We start from the raw sequence: 22833 nt of genomic DNA, 5'->3' as shown, positions 1-22833 counted from the left end.
GGAGTTGTATGAACGAAGAAAAGAGACAATCGAACGAAATTTTGCAGATTTGAAAGAGAAGCATGGTCTGCGCTGGACAAATTACCGTGGATTGGAAAGAAACCAGATGCAGGCGATGCTTGTTTGTGCTGCGATGAATTTAAAGAAATTAGCAAACTACCTATGGAGAATGGGCACCTCTCCTCTTTTTCAATTATGTATGTCGTTATTTTCGTCGGTTCATCAAGGAAAACAAATATCAAAATGGAACAAAATGGTTGTAAAACAACTGTCTTACAACCATTTTGTCAACAGTCTGAGAGCTGATTTTGCACAATAGCAAAACAGCTCCTTATCATTTATGCATTGTTTTTTAAAATTTCAGATTTAAATATTTGTTCGTACACCGGCCACTTTAACACTCGTTTTAAATATTCTTTAAATGAATACACCTTCTTTGGACTTTTTCTAGCATGCACTTGTGCAATAAACGTTTGCAACCTTACTTTTACCATAAATTGATAAGGGTTATCGTCCTCCAATACCGGAATTTCGATAATTTTTACTTTTTGCCCATCTACGTTTTTAAACTCTAGGCTTTTGAATAACAAAATATCAATCCTCTTTTTTGACCGATTTACTTATATTATACACGATTTTTATGTTGAAGTATGTCACATTTCGTCATCGATTTATAAAAAATTTTTGTCAAATGAGCAAATGGAACAAGCTGCTATCTTTATTCACTTCCATAAACGGAAAACCTTTTTTCTTCATTCGTTCGATGAGCGGACCGTAATCTTCACGACATTTTAATTCAATGCCAACGAGAGCGGGGCCACTTTCTTTATTATTTTTTTTCGTATATTCAAAGAGTGTAATGTCGTCTGTTGGTCCTAATACTTCATCGAGAAATTCCCGCAAAGCGCCAGCACGTTGCGGAAAATTCACAATAAAATAATGTTGAAGTCCTTCATAAATCATAGAACGCTCTTTAATTTCTTGCATGCGCCCAATATCGTTGTTTCCTCCGCTAATAATACAAACAACGGTCTTGCCACGAATATGTTCTTTATATAAATCAAGCGCAGCAACCGGCAACGCTCCAGCAGGCTCGACTACAATCGCGTTTTCATTATAAAGTTGCAAAATCGTTGTACATGCTTTTCCTTCAGGAACAACGACAATATCATCGACCATTTCTTTTGCTAATGCAAATGTTTTTTCCCCCACACGTTTCACTGCCGCGCCATCTACAAATGGATCAATTTCACTTAAAGTGACGACTTCTTCTGCTTCAAACGATTTTTTCATGGAAGGAGCTCCTTCAGGTTCGACGCCAACTAATTTCGTTGCTGGTGAAATACTTTTGATATACGTTCCGACACCAGAAATAAGCCCCCCACCGCCAATGCTTGCAAACACATAATCAATCGCTTCTTCACAATCATTTAAAATTTCAACACCAACTGTTCCTTGCCCAGCAATCACAGCTTCATCATCGAATGGATGGATAAATGTTCGCTGCTCTTGCTTTGCGCAAATAAGTGCTTGTTCATAGGAATCATCAAATGTATCGCCAACTAAAATAATGTCAACAAACTCTCGACCAAAAAACTGTACTTGCGATACTTTTTGTCTCGGAGTTGTAGATGGCATATAAATTTTCCCATGCACACCGAGCGCTCGACATGAATAAGCTACACCTTGAGCGTGATTGCCTGCACTTGCGCAAACAATTCCATTTTTCTTTTCTTCTTCACTTAAGCTTTTCATTCGATAATATGCACCACGAATTTTAAACGAGCGAACGACTTGTAAATCTTCCCGTTTAAAATATACATGACAATCATACCGTTCTGAAAGCAATTCATTTTTTTGTAAAGGGGTATGATACACGACATCTTTTAACGTTTGATAAGCAATTAAAATATCTTCTACATATACGCCATGTTTTCGTTTTACTTGTTGTTCCATTTTCTCGTTTCCTTTCTATTTATAATTTCATTGTCAAAATTATGTTATTCTAAAATATATCATATTTTCGAATAAAGAAAAGTAAATTTTCTAAAAATTATTCAAAAAGATGAAGCTCGCCAATTAGCGAGCTGTTCGTTCATATATACAAAATGTGTGTGGATAACGATTTTTTTCGTCTTGCACACCTTGTCGAGCGGTACGAAGCACCCATTGCTTTTCATCAATTGGTGGGAAAAATGCATCTCCTGTAAACGTTTCGTCAATATGTGTAACGTACAATTGATCGGCTAGCGGCATCGCTTGTTCAAACACTTGTGCCCCCCCGATAACAAACAAATGACCATGTTGCTGTTCTATTTGTTCGATGTCATCAATTGAATGAATGACTTGAACATTCGAATCCGCTGAAAACGTGTTGTCCCGTGTAAGTACGATGTTTATTCTTCCAGGAAGCGGACGGCCGATCGATTCAAATGTTTTTCGCCCCATGACAATCGGATGACCCATAGTTACATGTTTAAAATAAGCTAAATCCGACGGTAAGTGCCAAGGTAATGTATTGTTCCAACCAATGACTCGATTTCGATCCATCGCGACAATAATAGAAATCAATTGACTCACTTCCCTTACACAGACACGTCCGCTTTAATGTGCGGATGCGGATGATAATCAACAATTTCAAAATCTTCAAAGCGATATTCAAAGATAGACGCTGGTTTTCGTTTAATGACTAATTTCGGAAGTGGACGCGGTTCTCTCGTTAATTGCAACTTCGCTTGTTCGATATGATTCATATATAAATGAACATCACCGCCAGTAAAAATAAGTTCTTTCGGTTGTAGATCGCATTGTTGAGCAACCATATGCGTAAGTAGTGCATAGCTTGCGATATTGAACGGAAGACCTAAAAACGTATCAACCGAACGCTGTTGCCACATGCACGATAACGTCCCATTTTCCACGTAAAACTGAAAAGCATAATGGCAAGGAGGCAACTTCATATTGTCTAATTCCGCAACATTCCATGCGCTTACTAAAAGACGGCGCGAATTTGGATTGTGCTTTATTTGTTCAATCACTTCGCTAATTTGATCAATCGTTCGGCCGTCTGCTCCCCTCCATGAACGCCATTGAGCTCCATATACCGGACCTAAATCTCCGTTTTCATCTGCCCATTCATCCCAAATTGTTACACCATTTTCTTTTAAATAACGAATATTCGTATCCCCACTTAAAAACCAGAGCAACTCATGAATAATTGAACGAATATGTAACTTTTTTGTTGTAAGTAAAGGAAATCCTTCACGTAAATCAAAACGCAATTGACGTCCAAATACAGAAATCGTCCCTGTTCCCGTACGGTCATCCTTATACACACCGTTTTGTAAAATATCTTCAAGTAATTGTAAATATTGCTTCATGACACCCTCACCCTTTTTTATGTACTGTCATTTATTATGACATAAACGATAAAAGTAGGAAAGACAAAAACCGTAGGATTTTCCCCTACGGTTTAACAAATACGAGGCAACATTAATCCTGTTAATCGATATAATCTTCGTGTTGTGCCAAGCGGTGTTCGCAACAATAATTGACCTTTATTTGTTGCTCGAACAGTTCCGATGACAGCGGCATCTTTTCCTTCAGGTTGAGAACGAAGGGCATCAAGAACAGCCTGTTCATCTTCTTTTGGAACGATCATGACCACTTTTCCCTCATTGGCCAAATAGAGCGGATCAAAACCGAGCAATTCACATGCTCCTTCCACTTCTTGTTTTACAGGGATACGTTCTTCCTCCAATTCAATCGTTACCCCAAAATCTTCACAAATTTCTACAAGGGCAGTCGCTAATCCCCCGCGGGTTGGATCGCGCATCAGGCGAATGCGTTGACTTGCTTGTAACGCTTTGGCAATGAGCGGATACAATGTTGCACAGTCGCTCTCAACCGTTGATACAAGACCTAATTCCCCTCGGGCCACTAATATAGCTACTCCATGATCACCAACTGAACCGCTGACAATGACCGAGTCGCCTTCACACATTTTAGGCTCAAGCGGATGGGAAATGACTCCGATCCCTGTTGTATTAATATATAATCCATCCGCACTACCACGTTCAACAACTTTTGTATCGCCCGCAACAATCGCCACATTTGCTTTTTTTGCTTCTTCAGCCATCGATTGCACGATCGTTTTTAAATCACCAATTGGAAACCCTTCTTCGATAATAAAACTACAAGTCATGACTTTCGGGATCGCTCCAACGACCGCTAAATCATTTATTGTTCCAGCTACCGCTAACTTTCCAATGTTTCCACCTGGAAAGAAAAGAGGTTTAACGACAAAACTATCCGTTGTCATGGCTAGCTCATGCAGGTCTAACGTAAACGTAGCTGCATCGAATTTTGCATGACGATCGTTATGAAACATAGAAACAAAAATATCCGCAATGAGCTGATGAGCTAACTGTCCTCCGTCTCCGTGGGCGAGCGTTATTCGCTCCATTTGTTACTCCTCCCTCATATATTGATAATACGCTGCACAACTACCTTCTGATGACACCATACAAGGTCCAATCGGATGAAGCGGTGTACATGCTTTCCCAAACAATACACATTGTGGTGGATCGATAAGCCCACGAATGACTTCTCCACACCGACACTTTGTTCGACGCGGTTCGCGCGTTAAAACAGAAAACTTCACCTTTGCGTTAAACCGATCATACTCTTTCTTAAAATCCATTCCACTTTGTGAAATCACCCCGATACCGCGCCACGCCTCATCGCATAATGTGAAATAATGGTTCATCCAATATTTCGCTTGTACATTTCCTTGTTCATTCACTACACTTTTATAATCGTTTAATACAATAGCGTGCTGTTTGAGTGCTAACATTAATAAATGACGAATTGCACTTAACATATGTAATGCTTCAAATCCACTAATTACTGCAGGCATATTGTATTCCGTTGCTAAAAATTCAAAATGAGCTCTCCCCATCACCATGGATACGTGCCCAGGGAGTAAAAAACCGTCTAGTGACACGTCTCCATCGTGAAGTAATTGCCGCAAAATTGGCTCCACTAGCTTTGTCGACATCCACATGGAAAAATTGTGCACTTGCTTTTCTTCTGCTTCTTTTATTGCTGCAGCTAAAATTGGGATGGTTGTCTCAAACCCTATCCCTAAAAAAATAACTTCTTGATACGGATGCTGTTCAGCAATACGAACCGCATCAACTGGAGAGTAGACGACACGCACATCTTTTCCTTCTGTCTTCGCTTGCATCAACGTTCCATAAGATCCAGGCACCCGCATCATGTCGCCAAATGTGCAAATGATTCGATCTGCACCATCTGTCAAAGAAATCATTGCATCAATTGTTACTTGATCAGTGACGCAAACAGGACAACCAGGACCAGAAATGAGACGAACGTATCCTTCGAGCGCTTTTTTTACTCCCGTACGAGCAAGTGCCATCGTATGTGAACCGCACACTTCCATAAACGAAGGCATTCGTCCAAACGTTTGTTGAAACTGATTTGCTAACGTCTGTACTTCTTTTAACAACGTTCGACTGAGCGCTGAACGAGTTGGGCTATCCATCACGTCTAGCATCGACTAGCTTCCTCCATTCTTCCAAACTTTCTTTTGCATACTGTTCATCAATAATCGACATCGCCTGTCCAGCATGCACAATGACATAGTCGCCAATTTTGACTTCAGGAACAAAAATAATTCCAACATCCATTTGCGATCCCATGACATCTACTCGTGCGGAAAAACCTTCAATATGTAACACTTTTGCCGGTACTCCTACACACATACACGATCCCTCCTATGTGCTGCGATGATTAACTGTCCAAGAGCTAGTCCTCCATCATTGCACGGTACTTTTTGATGCGTGTAAACACACAATCCAAGCTTACTGAGTTCTTGACGAAGACGTTTAACGATATAACGATTATGCATACTCCCTCCCGATAATACGATATTTCGTTCGTACGTTGGATATTGTTGTAAAGCTAAACGAACCAATTCGACAGACGCTTGCACGACTGTTTCATGGAAGCGACCAGCAATGATATTTACTTGTTCATGAGCTTCAACATCTTCCCATATCGCTTGCCACATCTTTGCCAAATCAATTTCCCATTCATCCTGTTTTTTTATATGAAACGGATAAGCTTCATATATTTTTGTATCATCAATAAATTCAGAAAGTCGAACAGCCGCCTCTCCATCGTACGTACTATGCGTGCAAACGTACAAAAAGGCACTAACGGCGTCAAATAGCCTCCCGCACGTACCTGCTAAAGGAGAGTGTAGCCCTTTTTCGACCATTTGTTTTAATACACGTACCTCTTGTGCTCTTTCGGTAAATCGCTTCTCCGCCAGAGCATATCCTTGTTCACCGAAATAATGTCCGAGCATGCCGACGGCTGTACGCCAAGGCTCTTTGATGCAACGCTCTCCACCTGGAAGCGGAGTATACGTTAAATGCCCGAGCCGTTTATATTGTGAAGCATCTCCGTACAGTAGCTCAAACCCCCATATATGTCCGTCCTCCCCGTATCCTGTTCCATCTAAAATAAGGCCAAAACAAGGGGAATATATGTGATTTTCCTCCATGCACGAAACCATATGTGCATGATGGTGTTGGACAGCTACAATATCGGTATGCCATTGTTTTGCGATGTTCCACGTTTCATAGTTTGGATGCAAATCAACAGCAATTGCTTTTGGTGTCACTCCCATCCAAGTGCGTAAATGTTCGTATTCCCTTTGGAAATGTTCAACGACTTCTACATGCTCTAAGTCACCAATATGAGGTCCTAAAAAAATTTGATGATGTCTCCCAAACGCGAATGCATTTTTTTGTTGCCCACCAAGTGCTACAATTTCATGAACGTCATACTTCGTCTCTAATGGATCGGGAACAAAGCCACGCGCTCGTCGAATAAAATGAATCTTGCCACTCTCTATTTGAACAACAGAATCATCAATAGGGTGAACAATCGGACGATTATGTACAAGAAAATAATCAGCAATGCCTTGTAAATCACGTAAAGCTTGTTCATCTTCGTATATCATGGGCACCCCTGAACGATTCGCACTTGTCATCACGACAACAGGCAATCGGTCATCAAGCAATAAATGGTGAAGTGGGGTGTACGGTAACATCACTCCAACTGTTTGTAACCCCGGAGCAACCGATGAAGCAATCATTGTGTTTTTTCTTTGTTTCACAACAACAATGGGAGCTTCCGGCGAAGTTAACAACCGTTTTTCTTCCACAGTTACATGACAGAATTGTTCTACAATATCAAGGGAGGCTGCCATGATAGCTAGCGGACGATGAGGCCGTTGTTTTCTTATTCGTAATTGTCGGACAGCCACTTCATTTGTCGCATCACAAGCTAAGTGATATCCACCTAATCCTTTCACCGCAACAATCGCCCCAGCACGAATATATTCCTTCGCTTGTTCAATGGCATCTCCTTGCAACGCTTGCCCATCTGGCATCAATAATGCAACAGATGGACCGCATGTTGGACAAGCAATAGGCTGAGCGTGATGACGGCGGTTCATAGGATCTTTGTACTCTTGCTCACATCGTTCACACATTTGGAACGAGCGCATCGATGTAAACGGACGATCGTACGGTAACTGTTCAATGATTGTATAACGAGGGCCACATTGTGTGCAATTAATAAACGGATAGCGATACCGATGATCATTTGGATCATACATTTCTCGTAAACAATCTTCACAAACAGCCGTATCAATTGGAATTACGAGCGAAGAACTTCCTGTTCGTTCGCTCGGAATGATAGAAAAATCTTTAAAAGCACGCCATTGTGATAAAGTTACAACCATCTCATCGATGCGAGATAGCCGCGGTGCCTCCATCGGTAAAGAGTAAATAAACTGGTCAACTGCATATGCATCGCCTTCGATATGAATAAAAACCCCATCCATATTATTTTGGACTATTCCTTTTACTTGATATCGCTGGGCAAGTGCGAAAATAAAAGGACGGAAGCCAACTCCTTGCACTCGTCCTTTCACTGTGATATTGACTGCTTTTTGCATCGAGCAACCCCTTCTCGAATCCAATGTAACCATTCATCCATTCCTTCACCCGTTTTTGCTGACAATGGAAGCAACTTAGACTGTGGATGAATACATGATAAATCTTCTTTCGCTTGTTCGACATCAAAATCAAGATACGGTAGTAAATCAATTTTATTTAGTAAAACAAGCTCTGTTCTCATAAACATCGTCGGATATTTTGGGATTTTGTCATTCCCTTCTGGTACGCTTAACACAGCTACTTTATGTTGCTGTCCTAAATCATAACCGGATGGACAAACAAGATTTCCTACATTTTCAATAAATAAAATATCAAGATGTTGAAAATCAAATTGCGGTAAAACAGCCGCAATCATGCGAGCATCTAAATGGCACCCTCCATGCGTATTAATTTGTACGGCTTGCGCACCAAGGGCACGAATGCGATCTGCATCTTTTTCTGTTGCTAAATCCCCTTCAATGACACCGATACGAAACTCATTTGCTAACGCCTCAATCGTCTTCTCTAAAATAGTTGTCTTCCCTGCGCCCGGTGAGCTCATTATATTGATGACAAGCGTATTCGTTTCCTCAAATAATTGACGGTTAAACGCAGCTGCACGGTTATTGTTTGTTAACACATCAACTTCCAATGTAATTTTCATGCGTCAAACTCCCTTCATATGCCAATATACGAAATGTTTCTCCTGCTACAATGTTTCCACTCGGAAGTAAACATGCTGGACATTGAGCAATTTTTGTCACGGGCTCATATTGGCTTCCACAAATTGCGCAAACTGCTTTCGCTTTCTCTATATGAATGATCAATTCAGCATTCATTGTTAAACAGTTATTTGCTTGCATTTTGTACACATCAAACGCAAATTGTAATGCATCCGGAAGCACATTGCTTAACGTGCCAACAAGCAATTCTACTTTTTTCACATATTTTATCTTTTTCATTTGAGCATCTTGCTCGATTAACTGAACGATTTCTCCCATTAACGCCATCTCATGCATAAGAATCCCTTTCTATTTGCACATACCACTCATCTCCTTCTCGTTTTGTAGGAAGAAGTGGCATATGCAACGTTCCTTTTTGTGAAAATACATGCCATTCACGATCACAATACAAGCAAATAAAACGATGATCTTGCTGAATATAATGCGGCATGACTTGACAATGTGAACAAATAGCTTTTCTTACATATAACGTCCCTTCATGTTTGTAAACAACGAGCGGGATGCGATCAACAGTTTTGATTTCAACGTCACATATATCATCGCACGGGCCAATAGCATGCCACGTGCGATGATTAGAAAATAATTTCTTCACTTTTTCCACCTCGTCTTCTAATAATGGGGCGGAAGCTTCTTTCATTGTTTCAATTAAACTATTACGCATCATTTTTAAAAATTGCAGGCGATTCATGGCGTACGACACCACTTCTCTACTTGGTGAACAACTCGCTCAACAACGTGTGGAAGTTGTGCTTGGACAATTGGCGATAACTCTAATCCGAGACATAAAGATGCAGGTTGAACACCAAATAAAACCATTTGTTTTGGACATGTTTGACGTATTTTGGCGGCTGACAACACTTCCTGAAAACCGAGTTGATGAATGGACATTTTAATTCCAAAATATGCTGGAATTTCATCATCGATTAACGTAACGATTGTTCCTGCTTCTTTCCCTGCATTGACAGCATCGACAATTGCCAAATACTCCGTCTCTTCAATTGTCCCAAGTAAACGCATCCCATCAGTTGAACCTTCAATCACTTCTACGTCGTCATATTTCGCCAATTTTTCTTCTAATAAAGGCAAAATATGAATGCCTACTCCTTCATCGGAATATAGTAAGTTTCCTATTCCGAGAACAGTTATTTTTTTATTTTTCATCCTGTTCACCTAATGCTTCTTTTTTTCTTTCTAGTTTATAGCCAGTAAAAATGGATGACATCGTTCCATTTCGTTGTAAATAGTCTTCGCGAAATGCCATATATACGTGTACAACAGTAAAAATGATAAACCCCCATGCTACAAGATGATGCCACGAACGAACAGAATAGCTATCGCCACCAAATAAATGGGCAACCCACATAAACATTTTTCCATAAATTGATTCTGGTTGTGGTTCAAATAATAAATAGTAACCTGTAAGCATCATAATGATCGAACCAAGACCAATAAAAATCCAATAACTTAATTGGGCGAGTGGATTATGTCCAATGTAATGTTTTTTATTGTTTTTCATAAATAAGTAATATTTTATTGTTTCAAACGCTTCCTTCCAAAAAGAAAGGCGAAACGGATTCGATGTCGCATGCTCATTTCCTTTGTACACCCAATACCAACGGACAGCTAAGTTAATAGTAAAAAGAAAAGCAACGAAAAAGTGGATATAGCGCGCCCACCCCATTAAAAAGGAATAATATGCCTCTTCTTGAATAGATGCGGACACAAACGGGCGACCGATGAACACGCCCGTAATCATTAACACTAGAATAGAAAAAGCATTAATCCAGTGAAAAATACGAACAGGTAGCTCCCATACGTACACTTTCACCATGTGATCGTTTAATTCAATATGTTTTGCTTTTCGTGACCGCTTCCAAATGACTTCCGTCCGTTTTTGTTCAATTTTTGGATTTGTCGGGATCGACATACACTCCCCTCCTACCCAATACGAATATGAGTCGTTTGTTTCGATTCAAGATCTGTTAAATGAACCGCACATGCTAAACATGGATCGAACGAATGGACGATGCGCAAAATCTCTAACGGCTTTTCTTTATCGAGCAATGGCGTTCCTTTTAAAGATGCTTCATACGCACCAATTTGTCCTTTATGATCACGCGGTGAAGCATTCCACGTCGTCGGAACAACCGCTTGATAGTTTTTCGTTTTTCCATCTTCAATTTCAATCCAATGACCTAGCGCTCCACGTGGCGCTTCCATCCATCCGACTCCTTTCGCTTTTTTCGGCCATGTACTTGGCTCCCATTTTGTTCGATCAAATGTAATTTGGTTTCCATTGCGAATATTCGCCAATAATGCGTCCATATCGTCACGCATCCATTTTGCAACAAGAATGGACTCAAGTCCGCGCGCTACTGTGCGACCAAGTGCTGAACGCATCGCTTCAAGCGGCCAATTCAATTTTTTCAACGTGTCATCTATTAATCCGACAAACTCATCTTTCTTTAAAGCATAGCCAACGAGCATGCGTGCAAGTGGACCTGTTTCCATCGGATGCTCTTTCCATCTTGGGGATTTTAACCAGCTATATTTTTCATCTGTATTTAATGTTTTAAACGGTGGCTTTGGTCCTGTATAACGAAGTGACGTTTCACCCTCCCACGGATGCTTACCAACGCCCCCTTCTTTTCCGTCATACGTATACCACGAGTGATCGATAAACTCTTTTACTTGTTCTGGATCTTTCGGATCGACATCGAGCACTTCATTGAAGTTTCCATTTAAAATGACACCACGTGGGAAACGGTATAAGTGAACGTCTCGAATATCGCCTGTTGAAAAATCTCCATAACATAAATAGTTGTTTAAACCACCACCATATGTCCAATCTTTATAAAATGAGCCGATCGCCAATAAGTCTGGGATGTAAACATTATTTACAAACTCTACTGCCTGATCGATAATTTGCGAAACATGCATCAAACGTTCGGCATGAATGGCATTATCGCTATTAATATCAATTGGCGTAGCCATCCCACCGACGACATAGTGAGGATGTGGGTTTTTTCCTCCAAAAATCGTATGAATTTTCACAATTTCTTTTTGCCAATCAAGCGCTTCTAAATAATGAGCAACAGCAAGTAAATTCACTTCAGGTGGTAACTTATATGCTTTATGCCCCCAATAGCCGTTTGCAAAAATGCCGAGTTGTCCACTATCCACAACTTTTTGTACTTTCATTTGAATGTCTTTAAAATAACCTGGAGACGATTTTGGCCAACTAGAAAGCGACTGAGCAATGCGGCTTGTTTCGTTTGGATCTGCTTTAAGCGCACTTAATACATCAACCCAATCAAATGCATGTAAATGATAAAAGTGAACGACATGGTCATGTAAAAAAACAGCCGCGTTCATAATGTCACGAATCAAATGTGCGTTTCTTGGAATTTTAATATCAAGCGCATCTTCAACGGAACGGATAGAAGCTAAAGCATGAGTTGTTGTACAAACACCGCAAATGCGTTGCACATATGCCCAAACATCCCGTGGATCGCGATCTCGTACAATTAACTCAATGCCACGAACGGCTGTACCTGAACTAAATGCTTCTTGAATGACACCGCTGTCATCAACATCTACTTCAATGCGTAAATGCCCTTCAATTCGTGTTACTGGATCGACAACAATACGTTCTGTCATCTTTATTCACCTCGATCATGATGTTCATCTTTTTTCTTCATTGCTGTTACCGCAGCATGAGCAGCGACACCTGCAGCAGTCACACCAACCGCAATCGCTCCGACCGTTTCTGGATTAATCGTCGTTTGAGATGCAGGAATTTTTGCACGACGAACGAAGAAAGGACCGTTATCCCAAAAACCTTTCTCGGAGCAACCGATACATGGATTGCCGGATTGAATTGGATAACTAACCCCACCGTTCCAGCGCATTTCCGCACAGGAGTTATATGTTGTTGGCCCCTTACAGCCTACTTTATATAAGCAATATCCTTGTCTTGCTCCTTCATCATCAAACGATTCCGCAAATAAGCCTGCATCAAAATATGCGCGACGATTACATTTATCGTGAATACGATGACGATAAAATGCTTTTGGTCTGCCAAGATGATCAAGCTCTGGAAATTTCCCGAACGTAATAATGTGTGCAATAACACCTGTCATGACTTCTGCAATTGGCGGGCATCCTGGGACTAATATAATAGGTTTATCTTTCACAAAATGCGTAATCGGTTTGGCTTTTGTTGGATTTGGATATGCCGCAGGAATCCCTCCCCACGATGAACAGCTTCCATATGCAATAATCGCTTTTGCTCCTTTAGCAGCGCGAAGAAACGTTTCTTTTGCCGATACGCCACCAACGGTTAAAAATGCATCGTCTGTTGGCAAGCTTCCTTCCACTGCAAGTATGTATTCTCCCGGATAATGTTCAAGAACATGTTCCAGCGCAGCTTCAACTTGATGACCCGAAGCAGCAGAAAGCACTTCCGAATATTCGAGAGAAATCATATTTAACAGCACACTTTCCACTTTCGGATGCGTCGAACGAATAAATGATTCAGAGCACCCTGTACAGTCTTGAAACTGTAACCAAATAACCGGAACACGCTGGTTCTTTTCCATCGCTGCAACCACTTGGTCCGTTTGTGAAAAATCAAGCCCCATTGTCGCCGCAAGTGCTGTACACATTTTTAAAAAATCGCGTCTCGTAAAACCGCGATCAAGCACTTCTTCTAAAATAGTTTTTCTTTTCACATAGCTCCTCCCCTTCACATGATAGCGTTTACATTTAATTATATATGATTATTTCCCTTTATGTTATTTTAATGGTTTAATTGTCACAAAATGTTCTTAAATATATTAACAACATGAAAATAGTTTTTATTATAATAAGTAGATAAATAAAAAAGCGCCTTCTATTCGGAAGACGCTTCTTGCTTCAACTGTTTTTCTTTTCGTTTATACACAAATTTCGAGATTGATATACTTACTTCATATAACAAAAGCAACGGGATCGTTACTAAAAAGTCAGAAATAAAATCTGGTGGTGTAATCGTAACCGCGATAATTACTAATACAAAATACGCGTATTTTCTTACTTTTTGTAACGCGTATGGATTAATAATGCCAATGCTTGTTAGAAACATAACGATAATCGGCAATTCAAACAATATCGCAAACGGAATCGTCATGTTCAAAATAAACCGAAAATATTTTTCTGTTGTAAACATCGTTGCGAACAAATCTTCACCGAGGCTCATTAAAAAATGAAACACCATAGGCAACACAACAAAGTATCCAAAGCATAAGCCGAGTACAAATAGTAAAAACGTAGCTGGAATATATGACAGCGTTACTTTTCGCTCCCGTGGTGTAAGAGCAGGCTTCACGAACATCCATACTTGCCAAACGAATACAGGAATCGTCATTGTAATCGCAAACACGCCAGCTAACATCACATATACCCATAAAATATCGGTCGGACTTAAAATCGTTAGCTTCACATCTAAATCAGCAATAAGCCAACGGTATAAATCTTGCACAAAAATAAATCCTAAAATAAAAAATAAAATAAGTGCCCCAACAACAATAAACACGCGTTTGCGTAATTCTTCCAAATGTTCGACTAACGTCATCTCTTTATCTTCATATCGTTTCTTTTCTTCCACGAGCGTAAACACCAACCTTTTTCCATGTTAAAAACGGCAACACATCGTTGCCGCCTTATGATTTACGCGCTTCTTTCTTTTCATCAAGCTCCTCTAATACTTCATCACGCAATCCTTTTGTTGACTTTTTAAATTCACGCAATGTTTCACCAAAAGCCCGTCCGATTTCAGGTAGTTTTTTCGGTCCGAAAATGACAAGAGCGATGACAAGGATTAAAATTAAGCCAGGTACTCCGATATTTGAAAGCATAACGTCATCTCCTTTTTTTTATACATACGCTTCTTTTATTGTATTGCTAAGATCTTCATTTTTCAATGACAAATTTTTAAGAGGTGTGAGAAATGTTTGACAATCGACATACAGTATACGCTATTTTCTTTACCATATCTAGCGATATTACCGTAAAAGTCGGGCAATTAGGCAGCTTTTTATTCCCGAGCGGAAACTATATTTATGTGGGAAGTGCGAAACGAAACATTCAATCACGTATTCAGCGCCATATGCAACTGGAAAAGCGAAAACGCTGGCATATCGATTACATTCGTCCATACGGTGAAATTACACACGTTCAAACGTATTCCTCCGAACTGAGCGAATGTGAACGAGCCCAACAGCTGTTTCAACAATACAAAGGACAATGGATTGTAAAAAAATTTGGCTCATCGGACTGCCGCTGTTTTTCCCACCTTATTTATTATAAAGAATAAACGAGGGATGTATTCCCTCGTTTAACTTGCTTTCTCATATTGTTTTTCGTATTTTTCTTCCGATTTTGCAATAATAACTGCACATGCCGCATCGCCTGTAATATTCACGACTGTTCTCGTCATATCAAGTAAGCGGTCAACTCCTAAAATAAGGGCAATTCCTTCAACAGGTAGACCAACGGATGTTAACACCATGGAAAGCATAATTAAACCAACACCTGGAACACCTGCTGTACCAATACTCGCAAGTGTTGCCGTTAAAATGACGGTCAAAAGATCGCTAAATGTTAAGTCCACACCATACACTTGTGCGATAAACATCGTTGCCACACCTTGCATAATGGCTGTTCCATCCATATTAATTGTGGCTCCAAGAGGTTGAACAAAACCGCTAATGCTCTTCGGAACGTTTAAATTTTTTTGTGCTGTTTCCATCGACACTGGCAACGTAGCATTGCTGCTCGATGTACTAAACGCAACAGCCATCGCTGGAGAAAATCCTTTAATAAATGCGATAGGGCTCATTTTCCCAAGTGTCCATACCGCCGTACCATACACGACGAAGAAATGAATAAATAACGCTAACAATACAGCAAACATATATTTCCCCATCGCTGCAATCGCATCAAATCCTTGTCCGCCAATCGCAATCGCAATTAATGCGAACGCACCATATGGCGCAAATTTCATCACCCATTCTACTAAATACATGAGAAGATCATTTGCTTGCTCTACGATGACTCTCACTTGTTTTACTCGATCACCAAGGCGGGCGACAGCCATTCCAACAAGCACCGCAAATACAATGACTTGTAACATATTTCCTTCAACCATGGCTTGGAATGGGTTTGTTGGAATAATATTCAATAATGTGTCTACAACCGGCGGAGCTTCTTTCTTTTCAAACGATGCCCCTTCTAAATTAAAATTCCCTTCTCCTGGACGAATGACAGATCCTAATGTTAAAGCAATTATAAGCGCAAGAGAAGTAGTAATTAAAAAGAATGCAATTGTTTTCATACCAATACGACCGAGCTTTTTCGGGTCACCAACACCAGCTGCTCCTAAAACGAGCGATACAAAAACAATTGGAACAACAAGCAGTTTAATTAAGTTAATAAATATTGTTCCAAGCGGATTGAGTACGTATGTTTTTGCGAGGTCAAACCATTCTGTTGGAAGAGCTAAGTTGAAAATGAGTCCAACGATAATTCCTGCAAACATTCCTAGTAAAATTTTTTTCGTCATTGACATATCCACACCTCCATCAAATTCTGCGTCTTTTGCTGTAAAACGTATTCAACTTCGTTCGGGAAAAGGGTTAAGGGAGAGAACCTATTCAATTGTAAATGTTTTTTTTAAAATTGTAAAGAAAAAATGAATATAATTGTTAGAAAAGTAGTTTAATTTCTTTTTTTACAAAAAAAACTACCACGATAATGTGGTAGTTTACATCCGCTTTGTTTTTTTGCGACTCGAATCTACTTCAATATTTCCTGTTTCGTGTTCAGTCGTACCTTGTCCTTTGATCTCCGGTGAACTTAATCCTGTTTTCGAAGCATCCTTTTTTCGTTTACCCATTTCATTCACCTCCTACTGTCTTATTTTGCATCATTTATGAAAGTTCAATCGTACCAAAATGAAATTTTGCCGTTTTTCTTCGATAAACGAAAAAATGAAATTGCTCAAAACGTGAACTTTGCCAATGATCTTTTAGTACAACTCGTTGTCGAGCTACTCGTTTTGCTTGTTCGATATCTTCTGCTGTCACATCCGTATATAGCGCTGCCTGTTTTAATCCCCTTACTCCATCCGCTTCATCAATAGTTACTTCAAACATCGGATCCAAATAAACAACATCATATGACTGATCATCACATTGCGCTAAAAAAGAGCGAAAATCGGCATGATGTACATGAATGCGTCGCATCGCTTCATTAAGTTCAACGACATCACTTTCCCAATGACGTAACCCTTGTTTTGTTAAGTAAGCGATATGTGCACTCCCTTCAATTCCCACCACTTTTCCTTTCTCACCAACAACTAAGCTAGCAATTATGCTATCAGCTGCTAATCCAAGCGTACAATCTAAAAACGTCATCCCTTTTTGTAATTTCGTCGCTTGTAAAAACGGTTCACTTTCCCCTTTTAAAATACGCTTTGCGCGAAAGGAAGCAGAATTTGGATGAAAAAATAACGGTTCATCTCCGTTAATCAAATGGATTTCTAATCTTTCTTTCCCTACGACCAGAACAGGTTCAGCTATCTGTTGCTGGATGGCTGTAATGGAACGTTTTTGACGCGGGATGTACGGAATTTGTAATTCATCGGCAATTTGTTTCGCTTTTTCAATCATTTGTTCATTCGTTCGGCCAGCAGTTGTCACAATCATACGGTCACCCCAAAAGAAAAAGGATGTCAATTGGACACCCTTAGCAATGTTTTTCAAAAGCTTGCATAATATTTTGCATAATATTTTCAAGAGAATTGGCTTCAATATCGTGGCGTGGAATAAAATGGACAACTTCTTTTCCTTTTAATAAGGCCATCGATGGCGAAGAAGGTTCAATGCCAACAAAATACTCACGCATTTTAGCCGTTGCGTCACGATCTTGTCCAGCAAATACGGTCACAAGATGGTCTGGTTTTTTCTCGCTCATTTGTACCGCCTGAATAGCTGCTGGACGTGCAAGCCCTGCCGCACAACCACAAACAGAATTAATGACAACAAACGTCGTTCCTTCTACTTGTTCCATAAATTGTTCCACTTCTTCACTCGTCCGTAATTCTTTAAAGCCACCGCTGACTAATTCATCACGCATCGGTTGTACGACTTGACGCATATATTCTTCATATGACATAAACATACGTGCATCCCTCCAAATCATTCTTGCTTTTACAAGGATACAACAATGCAAATAGAAAAATCAATAAAATAAAAAACATTGAACAATTTTCTAAAAATTTTTATAATGAATGTATTTATATGATGTAAATGGAGGTTGAGAACATTGCCAATTAATATTCCACGTGATCTTCCAGCTAAAGAAATATTAGAACAAGAAAATATTTTCGTCATGGATGAAGATCGCGCCTATTCTCAAGACATTCGACCGTTAAACATTATTATTTTAAACTTAATGCCACAAAAAGAAAAAGCAGAAACACAACTATTGCGTTTGCTTGGAAATTCACCGCTACAAGTACATGTGACTTTTTTACGTCCCGAAACACATGAAGCGAAAACAACATCAAAACATCATCTTGATCAATTTTATACAACATTTCAACATGTTCAGCATAGAAAATATGACGGCATGATTATTACTGGTGCACCCGTTGAACATTTGCCGTTTGAACAAGTCGATTACTGGGATGAGTTAACTCAAATTATGGAATGGACAAAGACGAATGTCACATCTACGTTACATATTTGTTGGGGTGCACAAGCAGGGATGTACTATCATTACGGTATTCCAAAATACGATTTGCCACAAAAATGTTTCGGCGTATTCGATCATATGTTAGAACAAAAGCACGTCAAACTTACTCGTGGATTTGACGATATTCATAAAATCCCTCACTCGCGCCATACAGATGTGAAACGTGAACATATCGAAGCGGTTTCTGAGTTAACAATTTTATCTTCATCCGAAGAAGCTGGCGTCTGTCTCGTCATTTCAAATGATGGAAAACAAGTATTTTTAACAGGACACCCAGAGTATGATGCCACAACGCTCAAAGAAGAATATGAGCGAGATGTTGCCAAAGGGTTGGACATTCAAATCCCAAAATATTATTTTCCACATGACGATCCGAATAAGCAACCATATAACACGTGGCGTTCCCATGCGAATTTACTGTTTGTCAATTGGCTCAACTACTATGTGTATCAAGAAACGCCATACATTTGGGAGTAAGCTTTCGCTTTTTGCGAGAGCTTTTTTATTGGTAAATATGTAAAGAAGGCATATAATGTCTTGTATACATAAAGGAAGGAGACGTGCAAGATGGTTGATCAAACGAGACATGTTTCGTTTATTGTGACAGGATTGCTGTTAGCTATTTTAATGGCAGCGATGGATAACACGATTGTTGCAACGGCAATTGGGACGATCGTTGCCGATTTAGGTGGCGTGGATCAATTTGTTTGGGTGACATCTGCGTACATGGTTACCGTGATGGCTGGTATGCCGATTTTCGGGAAGTTATCCGATATGTATGGTCGAAAACGTTTCTTTTTATTCGGGTTAATCGTCTTTTTAATCGGTTCTGCGCTCTGCGGTTTAGCACAAAGCATTGTACAACTTAGCATTTTCCGCGCGATTCAAGGAATTGGTGGCGGGGCATTAATGCCAATTGCATTTACAATCGTATTTGACGTATTCCCACCAGAAAAAAGAGGAAAAATGACAGGATTGCTCGGGGCAGTCTTTGGAATGTCAAGCGTGCTTGGTCCGCTCCTCGGTGCTTATATTACCGATTACTTAAGTTGGCATTGGGTATTTTACGTCAATGTGCCAATTGGTTTATTGTCTATTTTTTTCATTGTTCGTTATTACAAAGAAACAACGCCACATACGAAGCAAACAATCGATTGGTTTGGCGCACTCACTCTCATTGTTACAGTCGTTAGCTTAATGTTCGCCCTTGAATTAGGCGGGAAAAAATATGATTGGAATTCATTCACCATCATATCGTTATTTATGATTAGTGCCATTTTCTTACTAACATTTTTGTATGTAGAAACAAAAGTAAAGGAACCAATTATTTCATTTTCGCTATTTAAACGACGAACGTTTGCTGTAGCGCAGTTGCTTGCCTTTTTATACGGTGCGACATTTGTCATTTTAGCTGTTTTTATCCCGGTGTTTGTACAAGCAGTTTATGGCGGTACAGCGAGAAATGCTGGACTCATCTTAATGCCGATGATGCTTGGATCTGTTGCAGGCAGTTCGTTCGCTGGTATTTCACAAACGAAAACATCGTATCGAAACATTATGTTTATTTCTGTGATCGCTTACTTTACAGGCATGCTATCGCTTAGTTTTATGACACCAGAAACGTCAAAATTATGGCTAACGATTTATATGGTATTAACTGGACTTGGAGTCGGATTTTCTTTCTCACTTTTACCATCGGCATCTATGCATAACTTGGAACCACGTTTTCGCGGAACAGCGAATTCAACCAATTCGTTTTTTCGCTCGCTCGGCATGACGATTGGTATAACCATTTTTGGAACAATCCAATCGAATAAACTAATGAGCGAATTACGCGAAACGTTCGGTGCGAGCACAACATCATTTATTCCTGATCCCCATGCATTGTTTGAGCCAGGGACACGGGCACAAATTCCACCAAACGTATTACAAAAAATTGTGGATGCGATGGCTTCGTCGATTACGTATTCGTTTTCTATCGCATTAATTCCGATTGCATTTGCTGCGTTAGCAATTCTCTTTATGGGAAATGAAAAATTAGAAGTGCAACAAAAAGGCAGGGGGCAGTAACACGTCCTCTACCTTTTTTGCAACATAAATAACCACATAAACGAAACAGCCTGTTTTAATTCTATTGGTAGCTGCTGAATGAAATGCTCATCGACGCCACGCTTATATACCCCTTCTTGCGCAACAATCGTGAATCCGTTTTCCTTTGCTAACTGTTCAAACTCCCATGGCATCATCGTATTACAAATGACTGCTTCATCATATAAACGACGATAGCTATTCACTCGAGGAGCGGCTGTTGGGCCGAGAATGCCTACACATACATGTGCATTTGTTTTTAATACCCGACGAACTTCTTCAAGTGCAGCAAGTGGGCGTTCGGTCCATTCCAAGCAGTTAATAATCATCGCCCCGGAAAACGTTTCATCTGGAAAAGGCAAGTTCATAATGTCTGCTTGTTGAAAATGAAGATGTTCATGATATCTTTGTTTTTTCGCTAATTCAATCATTTCGCTTGATAAATCTAATCCGATGACACGATATCCTTGTTGACATAGTTTATATGACCCGTATCCATCCCCACATCCAATATCTGCAATATATCCTTCTTTCGGCATATATGTCTTCACAAACGGGATAATCGCCTTTCGACTTCCTTTCTCCCACATGTCTTCACTACTTTGATGCCACCACTCTGCTCGCTCATCCCATTGCTTCTCCGCTTCTTTATGCCACGCGCGCATAACTCCACCCCTTTTTGAAAAAATAAACATGTTACGTTTATTGTAGCAGAAAGGAGGCGGAAACATGACAAAAAAAGTGAACGAAGGAAGTCGAAATCAAAATGCACCGACACAACACGGGCAACTATATGAAGGTGCAGGAGACAACAGTAAAGGCCGTAAGCAAAACAAAAGCCAAAGCGATAAAACAGAGTAATGAAAAAAGTCGGGCTGATCGCCCGACTCATTCTTCTCGCTTGCTAACACGAATAGCTGGTGTGTTGTTCCCAATATATAACGGAACGCCTTCTTCATGTCGATGGTCATAAAAATAACGATTGATCTCTTGTTCAGCAAACGCTACTTCATCTTCTCGCATTGTTCGTTTTTCCTCCATCGTCTATCCCCCCTAGACGATAGAATAACCGAACAAAACGTTATTCATGCAAAGGCTCGTCTGAAACAATCACTCCATCTTCATCAACATATACGTATGTACCTGGCTTCCACTCTATATCCCCGAAATAAACAACTGTGTCCCGTTTCCCTTTTCCTTCTTTTTTACTTTTGCGCGGACATGTTCCGAGGGCAAGTACACCAATTGGCATCGTACTTATTTCTTTCGAATCACGAATACATCCATGTACAATAATACCTGCTAATTGGCGATCATATGCGATTTGTGCCAGCCGATCACCCACAAGCGCACATTGTTTTGATCCTTTTCCATCAACAACGACTACACTTCCTGCTGGTACTGTTTCTAGCGCCTCTCGAACAAGCACATTATCTTCGAAAACATCTACCGTTGTAATCGGTCCATAAAACGATGTTTTTCCACCGTAACTTTGAAATGTCAGTGAACAAACGCGTACACGTTCCCCGTATTGATCACATAAATCTGCCGTTTTCATCCTCATCCCCCATTTTTGTCAATCTCAACATAATCATATTCAATTTATTCAGAAAAATCAATAAATGAAAGCGAAAAGAACGAACTGTTCTCTTCTATCGCTCCGTTCGTTAAAAAATAAATAAACAAAACGAGAAAGCAGTAAAAAAGCAACGTTTCAAAAAAGCTAGACGTACGATAAGTCATAATAAAACGATATCTTTTTTTAGAAAATGGCCAAAGTAGCGGAACACCTTGACTCGAACAGTAATCAGCTAACACATGAAACGCATAACCGAGACATAATCCGAGCGTAAAAGGAGAAAAATGTTGGAATAATAAAACGGCTGTGATCGCTCCCCATGCTAATAGCGAGTGTGTAAATCCGCGATGACCGAACGCCTTTTTCACTTGTTTCGCCACACCAAGTGAACGGCGACCAATATATGAATTTGGTTCATCAATATCAGGAAGCAACCCTCCAATCGCTAATCCGGCTGCATAGGTAACAGTAAAAGATATAGAGGTATATGTTGCAATCCCGGCACCAATGGCTAATGATGAAACAATATGAGTATGATAACGCATGGTTTTTCACCTCCCTTTTTGTAAACGTTTCACATGACATTTAT

At 39.9% G+C, this 22833-nt stretch carries 30 protein-coding genes; 5 read left to right on the top strand and 25 right to left on the bottom strand.

The genetic code is table 11. The annotated features are described in order from the left end of the window. Window positions 1-319: transposase (locus JV16_RS12395; protein WP_152616129.1), on the top strand; the 319-nt coding region annotated here is incomplete at its 5' end. A 19-nt stretch (window positions 320-338) separates the two neighbouring features. On the opposite strand, the gene JV16_RS12390 is transcribed toward JV16_RS12395, so the two are convergent. The 17 genes from JV16_RS12390 to JV16_RS12310 form a co-directional block, all read right to left on the bottom strand. Beyond that, entirely contained in the window at window positions 339-590 is a 252-nt protein-coding gene (locus JV16_RS12390; RefSeq protein WP_021094802.1) for a YpmP family protein, read from the bottom strand. A gap of 97 nt (window positions 591-687) precedes the next feature. Further along, window positions 688-1956: a threonine ammonia-lyase IlvA gene (gene ilvA, locus JV16_RS12385; RefSeq protein WP_021094801.1), complete on the bottom strand. Its 1269-nt coding sequence runs from the start codon at window positions 1954-1956 to the stop codon at window positions 688-690. Window positions 1957-2079: 123 nt separating this feature from the next. Next, the gene (locus JV16_RS12380; RefSeq protein ID WP_021094800.1) at window positions 2080-2571 is read right to left on the bottom strand and encodes a dihydrofolate reductase; all 492 of its coding nucleotides are present in this window, start codon (window positions 2569-2571) and stop codon (window positions 2080-2082) included. Between the two features lie 14 nt (window positions 2572-2585). Continuing rightward, the gene (gene thyA, locus JV16_RS12375) at window positions 2586-3380 is read right to left on the bottom strand and encodes a thymidylate synthase (RefSeq protein ID WP_009361209.1); all 795 of its coding nucleotides are present in this window, start codon (window positions 3378-3380) and stop codon (window positions 2586-2588) included. Window positions 3381-3472: 92 nt separating this feature from the next. Beyond that, window positions 3473-4465 (bottom strand): hydrogenase expression/formation protein HypE, encoded by a 993-nt coding sequence (hypE, locus tag JV16_RS12370; RefSeq protein WP_021094799.1) that lies wholly within the window; start codon window positions 4463-4465, stop codon window positions 3473-3475. Between the two features lie 3 nt (window positions 4466-4468). Next, a complete protein-coding gene (hypD, locus tag JV16_RS12365; protein WP_021094798.1) occupies window positions 4469-5578 on the bottom strand; it encodes a hydrogenase formation protein HypD in 1110 nt (369 codons plus the stop codon). After that, window positions 5559-5786 carry a HypC/HybG/HupF family hydrogenase formation chaperone gene (locus JV16_RS12360; RefSeq protein WP_021094797.1) on the bottom strand — a complete coding sequence of 76 codons (228 nt, stop codon included), beginning with the start codon at window positions 5784-5786 and terminating at the stop codon, window positions 5559-5561. Before JV16_RS12360 ends, hypD begins: the two co-directional genes overlap by 20 nt. Continuing rightward, on the bottom strand, window positions 5777-8056 hold the full coding sequence (gene hypF, locus JV16_RS12355; protein WP_021094796.1) for a carbamoyltransferase HypF: 2280 nt from the start codon (window positions 8054-8056) through the stop codon (window positions 5777-5779). Before hypF ends, JV16_RS12360 begins: the two co-directional genes overlap by 10 nt. After that, window positions 8029-8700 carry a hydrogenase nickel incorporation protein HypB gene (gene hypB / locus JV16_RS12350; RefSeq protein ID WP_021094795.1) on the bottom strand — a complete coding sequence of 224 codons (672 nt, stop codon included), beginning with the start codon at window positions 8698-8700 and terminating at the stop codon, window positions 8029-8031. Before hypB ends, hypF begins: the two co-directional genes overlap by 28 nt. After that, window positions 8678-9055, bottom strand: a complete 378-nt coding sequence (locus JV16_RS12345) for a hydrogenase maturation nickel metallochaperone HypA/HybF (protein WP_021094794.1) — start codon at window positions 9053-9055, stop codon at window positions 8678-8680. Before JV16_RS12345 ends, hypB begins: the two co-directional genes overlap by 23 nt. Beyond that, window positions 9048-9467: a Rieske (2Fe-2S) protein gene (locus JV16_RS12340; RefSeq protein ID WP_021094793.1), complete on the bottom strand. Its 420-nt coding sequence runs from the start codon at window positions 9465-9467 to the stop codon at window positions 9048-9050. Before JV16_RS12340 ends, JV16_RS12345 begins: the two co-directional genes overlap by 8 nt. Beyond that, window positions 9464-9940, bottom strand: a complete 477-nt coding sequence (locus tag JV16_RS12335; RefSeq protein WP_021094792.1) for a HyaD/HybD family hydrogenase maturation endopeptidase — start codon at window positions 9938-9940, stop codon at window positions 9464-9466. Before JV16_RS12335 ends, JV16_RS12340 begins: the two co-directional genes overlap by 4 nt. Then, window positions 9930-10706 carry a Ni/Fe-hydrogenase, b-type cytochrome subunit gene (gene cybH / locus JV16_RS12330; RefSeq protein ID WP_021094791.1) on the bottom strand — a complete coding sequence of 259 codons (777 nt, stop codon included), beginning with the start codon at window positions 10704-10706 and terminating at the stop codon, window positions 9930-9932. Before cybH ends, JV16_RS12335 begins: the two co-directional genes overlap by 11 nt. Window positions 10707-10717: 11 nt before the next feature. Continuing rightward, window positions 10718-12439, bottom strand: a complete 1722-nt coding sequence (locus tag JV16_RS12325; protein ID WP_021094790.1) for a nickel-dependent hydrogenase large subunit — start codon at window positions 12437-12439, stop codon at window positions 10718-10720. A 2-nt stretch (window positions 12440-12441) separates the two neighbouring features. After that, on the bottom strand, window positions 12442-13512 hold the full coding sequence (locus JV16_RS12320) for a hydrogenase small subunit (RefSeq protein WP_021094789.1): 1071 nt from the start codon (window positions 13510-13512) through the stop codon (window positions 12442-12444). 161 nt (window positions 13513-13673) lie between these two features. Further along, window positions 13674-14393, bottom strand: coding sequence for a twin-arginine translocase subunit TatC (tatC, locus tag JV16_RS12315; protein WP_171335026.1), 720 nt, complete (start codon window positions 14391-14393; stop codon window positions 13674-13676). A gap of 88 nt (window positions 14394-14481) precedes the next feature. Continuing rightward, window positions 14482-14676 carry a twin-arginine translocase TatA/TatE family subunit gene (locus JV16_RS12310; protein ID WP_009361196.1) on the bottom strand — a complete coding sequence of 65 codons (195 nt, stop codon included), beginning with the start codon at window positions 14674-14676 and terminating at the stop codon, window positions 14482-14484. Between the two features lie 92 nt (window positions 14677-14768). Between JV16_RS12310 and JV16_RS12305 the strand changes: the two genes are divergently transcribed. Continuing rightward, window positions 14769-15134: a GIY-YIG nuclease family protein gene (locus tag JV16_RS12305; RefSeq protein ID WP_021094787.1), complete on the top strand. Its 366-nt coding sequence runs from the start codon at window positions 14769-14771 to the stop codon at window positions 15132-15134. Between the two features lie 21 nt (window positions 15135-15155). Here JV16_RS12305 and JV16_RS12300 read toward each other — a convergent pair whose 3' ends face one another. From JV16_RS12300 to JV16_RS12290, 4 genes are all read right to left on the bottom strand, one after another. Then, on the bottom strand, window positions 15156-16388 hold the full coding sequence (locus JV16_RS12300) for a dicarboxylate/amino acid:cation symporter (protein ID WP_021094786.1): 1233 nt from the start codon (window positions 16386-16388) through the stop codon (window positions 15156-15158). Window positions 16389-16583: 195 nt separating this feature from the next. Further along, window positions 16584-16715, bottom strand: coding sequence for a YuzL family protein (locus tag JV16_RS15350; protein WP_021094785.1), 132 nt, complete (start codon window positions 16713-16715; stop codon window positions 16584-16586). Between the two features lie 34 nt (window positions 16716-16749). Continuing rightward, the gene (locus tag JV16_RS12295) at window positions 16750-17526 is read right to left on the bottom strand and encodes a class I SAM-dependent methyltransferase (protein WP_042536081.1); all 777 of its coding nucleotides are present in this window, start codon (window positions 17524-17526) and stop codon (window positions 16750-16752) included. 40 nt (window positions 17527-17566) lie between these two features. Further along, a complete protein-coding gene (locus tag JV16_RS12290; protein ID WP_042536079.1) occupies window positions 17567-18001 on the bottom strand; it encodes a BrxA/BrxB family bacilliredoxin in 435 nt (144 codons plus the stop codon). 144 nt (window positions 18002-18145) lie between these two features. Here JV16_RS12290 and metA point away from each other — a divergent pair, with 144 nt between their 5' ends. Together metA and JV16_RS12280 are read left to right on the top strand one after the other, a co-directional pair. Next, window positions 18146-19054: a homoserine O-acetyltransferase MetA gene (metA, locus tag JV16_RS12285; protein WP_021094782.1), complete on the top strand. Its 909-nt coding sequence runs from the start codon at window positions 18146-18148 to the stop codon at window positions 19052-19054. Window positions 19055-19144: 90 nt separating this feature from the next. Beyond that, window positions 19145-20647 (top strand): MDR family MFS transporter, encoded by a 1503-nt coding sequence (locus JV16_RS12280; RefSeq protein ID WP_042536078.1) that lies wholly within the window; start codon window positions 19145-19147, stop codon window positions 20645-20647. Window positions 20648-20655: 8 nt separating this feature from the next. Here JV16_RS12280 and JV16_RS12275 read toward each other — a convergent pair whose 3' ends face one another. Further along, window positions 20656-21330: a class I SAM-dependent methyltransferase gene (locus tag JV16_RS12275; RefSeq protein ID WP_042536076.1), complete on the bottom strand. Its 675-nt coding sequence runs from the start codon at window positions 21328-21330 to the stop codon at window positions 20656-20658. Window positions 21331-21394: 64 nt separating this feature from the next. Here JV16_RS12275 and JV16_RS16125 point away from each other — a divergent pair, with 64 nt between their 5' ends. Next, window positions 21395-21526: a hypothetical protein gene (locus JV16_RS16125; RefSeq protein ID WP_019416538.1), complete on the top strand. Its 132-nt coding sequence runs from the start codon at window positions 21395-21397 to the stop codon at window positions 21524-21526. Window positions 21527-21553: 27 nt separating this feature from the next. Here JV16_RS16125 and JV16_RS15805 read toward each other — a convergent pair whose 3' ends face one another. The 3 genes from JV16_RS15805 to JV16_RS12265 are packed head-to-tail and all read right to left on the bottom strand — an operon-like array spanning window position 21554 to window position 22789. Continuing rightward, a complete protein-coding gene (locus JV16_RS15805; RefSeq protein WP_167333734.1) occupies window positions 21554-21706 on the bottom strand; it encodes a hypothetical protein in 153 nt (50 codons plus the stop codon). A gap of 40 nt (window positions 21707-21746) precedes the next feature. After that, the gene (gene rraA / locus JV16_RS12270; protein WP_042536074.1) at window positions 21747-22223 is read right to left on the bottom strand and encodes a ribonuclease E activity regulator RraA; all 477 of its coding nucleotides are present in this window, start codon (window positions 22221-22223) and stop codon (window positions 21747-21749) included. A 44-nt stretch (window positions 22224-22267) separates the two neighbouring features. Continuing rightward, window positions 22268-22789: a metal-dependent hydrolase gene (locus tag JV16_RS12265; protein WP_042536072.1), complete on the bottom strand. Its 522-nt coding sequence runs from the start codon at window positions 22787-22789 to the stop codon at window positions 22268-22270. Between the last annotated feature and the right edge of the window lie 44 nt (window positions 22790-22833).

The organism is Anoxybacillus ayderensis, assembly GCF_000833605.1.
In the GTDB taxonomy this organism is placed as follows: Bacteria; Bacillota; Bacilli; order Bacillales; family Anoxybacillaceae; genus Anoxybacillus; species Anoxybacillus ayderensis.
This window is presented reverse-complemented; position numbering and strand designations above follow the sequence as displayed.

Coding starts and splice junctions, on each gene's coding strand:
- JV16_RS12280 (WP_042536078.1), top strand. CDS start 19,145: ATGGTTGATCAAACGAGACATGTTTCGTTTATTGTGACAGGATTGCTG.
- JV16_RS12300 (WP_021094786.1), bottom strand. CDS start 16,388: ATGTCAATGACGAAAAAAATTTTACTAGGAATGTTTGCAGGAATTATC.
- JV16_RS12295 (WP_042536081.1), bottom strand. CDS start 17,526: ATGATTGTGACAACTGCTGGCCGAACGAATGAACAAATGATTGAAAAA.
- JV16_RS15350 (WP_021094785.1), bottom strand. CDS start 16,715: ATGGGTAAACGAAAAAAGGATGCTTCGAAAACAGGATTAAGTTCACCG.
- hypB (WP_021094795.1), bottom strand. CDS start 8,700: ATGAAAATTACATTGGAAGTTGATGTGTTAACAAACAATAACCGTGCA.
- JV16_RS12265 (WP_042536072.1), bottom strand. CDS start 22,789: ATGCGTTATCATACTCATATTGTTTCATCATTAGCCATTGGTGCCGGG.
- JV16_RS16125 (WP_019416538.1), top strand. CDS start 21,395: ATGACAAAAAAAGTGAACGAAGGAAGTCGAAATCAAAATGCACCGACA.
- cybH (WP_021094791.1), bottom strand. CDS start 10,706: ATGTCGATCCCGACAAATCCAAAAATTGAACAAAAACGGACGGAAGTC.
- JV16_RS12305 (WP_021094787.1), top strand. CDS start 14,769: ATGTTTGACAATCGACATACAGTATACGCTATTTTCTTTACCATATCT.
- JV16_RS12275 (WP_042536076.1), bottom strand. CDS start 21,330: ATGCGCGCGTGGCATAAAGAAGCGGAGAAGCAATGGGATGAGCGAGCA.
- JV16_RS12290 (WP_042536079.1), bottom strand. CDS start 18,001: ATGTTTATGTCATATGAAGAATATATGCGTCAAGTCGTACAACCGATG.
- hypD (WP_021094798.1), bottom strand. CDS start 5,578: ATGCTAGACGTGATGGATAGCCCAACTCGTTCAGCGCTCAGTCGAACG.
- hypE (WP_021094799.1), bottom strand. CDS start 4,465: ATGGAGCGAATAACGCTCGCCCACGGAGACGGAGGACAGTTAGCTCAT.
- JV16_RS12335 (WP_021094792.1), bottom strand. CDS start 9,940: ATGAAAAATAAAAAAATAACTGTTCTCGGAATAGGAAACTTACTATAT.
- JV16_RS12360 (WP_021094797.1), bottom strand. CDS start 5,786: ATGTGTGTAGGAGTACCGGCAAAAGTGTTACATATTGAAGGTTTTTCC.
- JV16_RS12340 (WP_021094793.1), bottom strand. CDS start 9,467: ATGAATCGCCTGCAATTTTTAAAAATGATGCGTAATAGTTTAATTGAA.
- JV16_RS15805 (WP_167333734.1), bottom strand. CDS start 21,706: ATGGAGGAAAAACGAACAATGCGAGAAGATGAAGTAGCGTTTGCTGAA.
- ilvA (WP_021094801.1), bottom strand. CDS start 1,956: ATGGAACAACAAGTAAAACGAAAACATGGCGTATATGTAGAAGATATT.
- hypF (WP_021094796.1), bottom strand. CDS start 8,056: ATGCAAAAAGCAGTCAATATCACAGTGAAAGGACGAGTGCAAGGAGTT.
- JV16_RS12325 (WP_021094790.1), bottom strand. CDS start 12,439: ATGACAGAACGTATTGTTGTCGATCCAGTAACACGAATTGAAGGGCAT.
- tatC (WP_171335026.1), bottom strand. CDS start 14,393: ATGACGTTAGTCGAACATTTGGAAGAATTACGCAAACGCGTGTTTATT.
- JV16_RS12345 (WP_021094794.1), bottom strand. CDS start 9,055: ATGCATGAGATGGCGTTAATGGGAGAAATCGTTCAGTTAATCGAGCAA.
- JV16_RS12310 (WP_009361196.1), bottom strand. CDS start 14,676: ATGCTTTCAAATATCGGAGTACCTGGCTTAATTTTAATCCTTGTCATC.
- thyA (WP_009361209.1), bottom strand. CDS start 3,380: ATGAAGCAATATTTACAATTACTTGAAGATATTTTACAAAACGGTGTG.
- rraA (WP_042536074.1), bottom strand. CDS start 22,223: ATGAAAACGGCAGATTTATGTGATCAATACGGGGAACGTGTACGCGTT.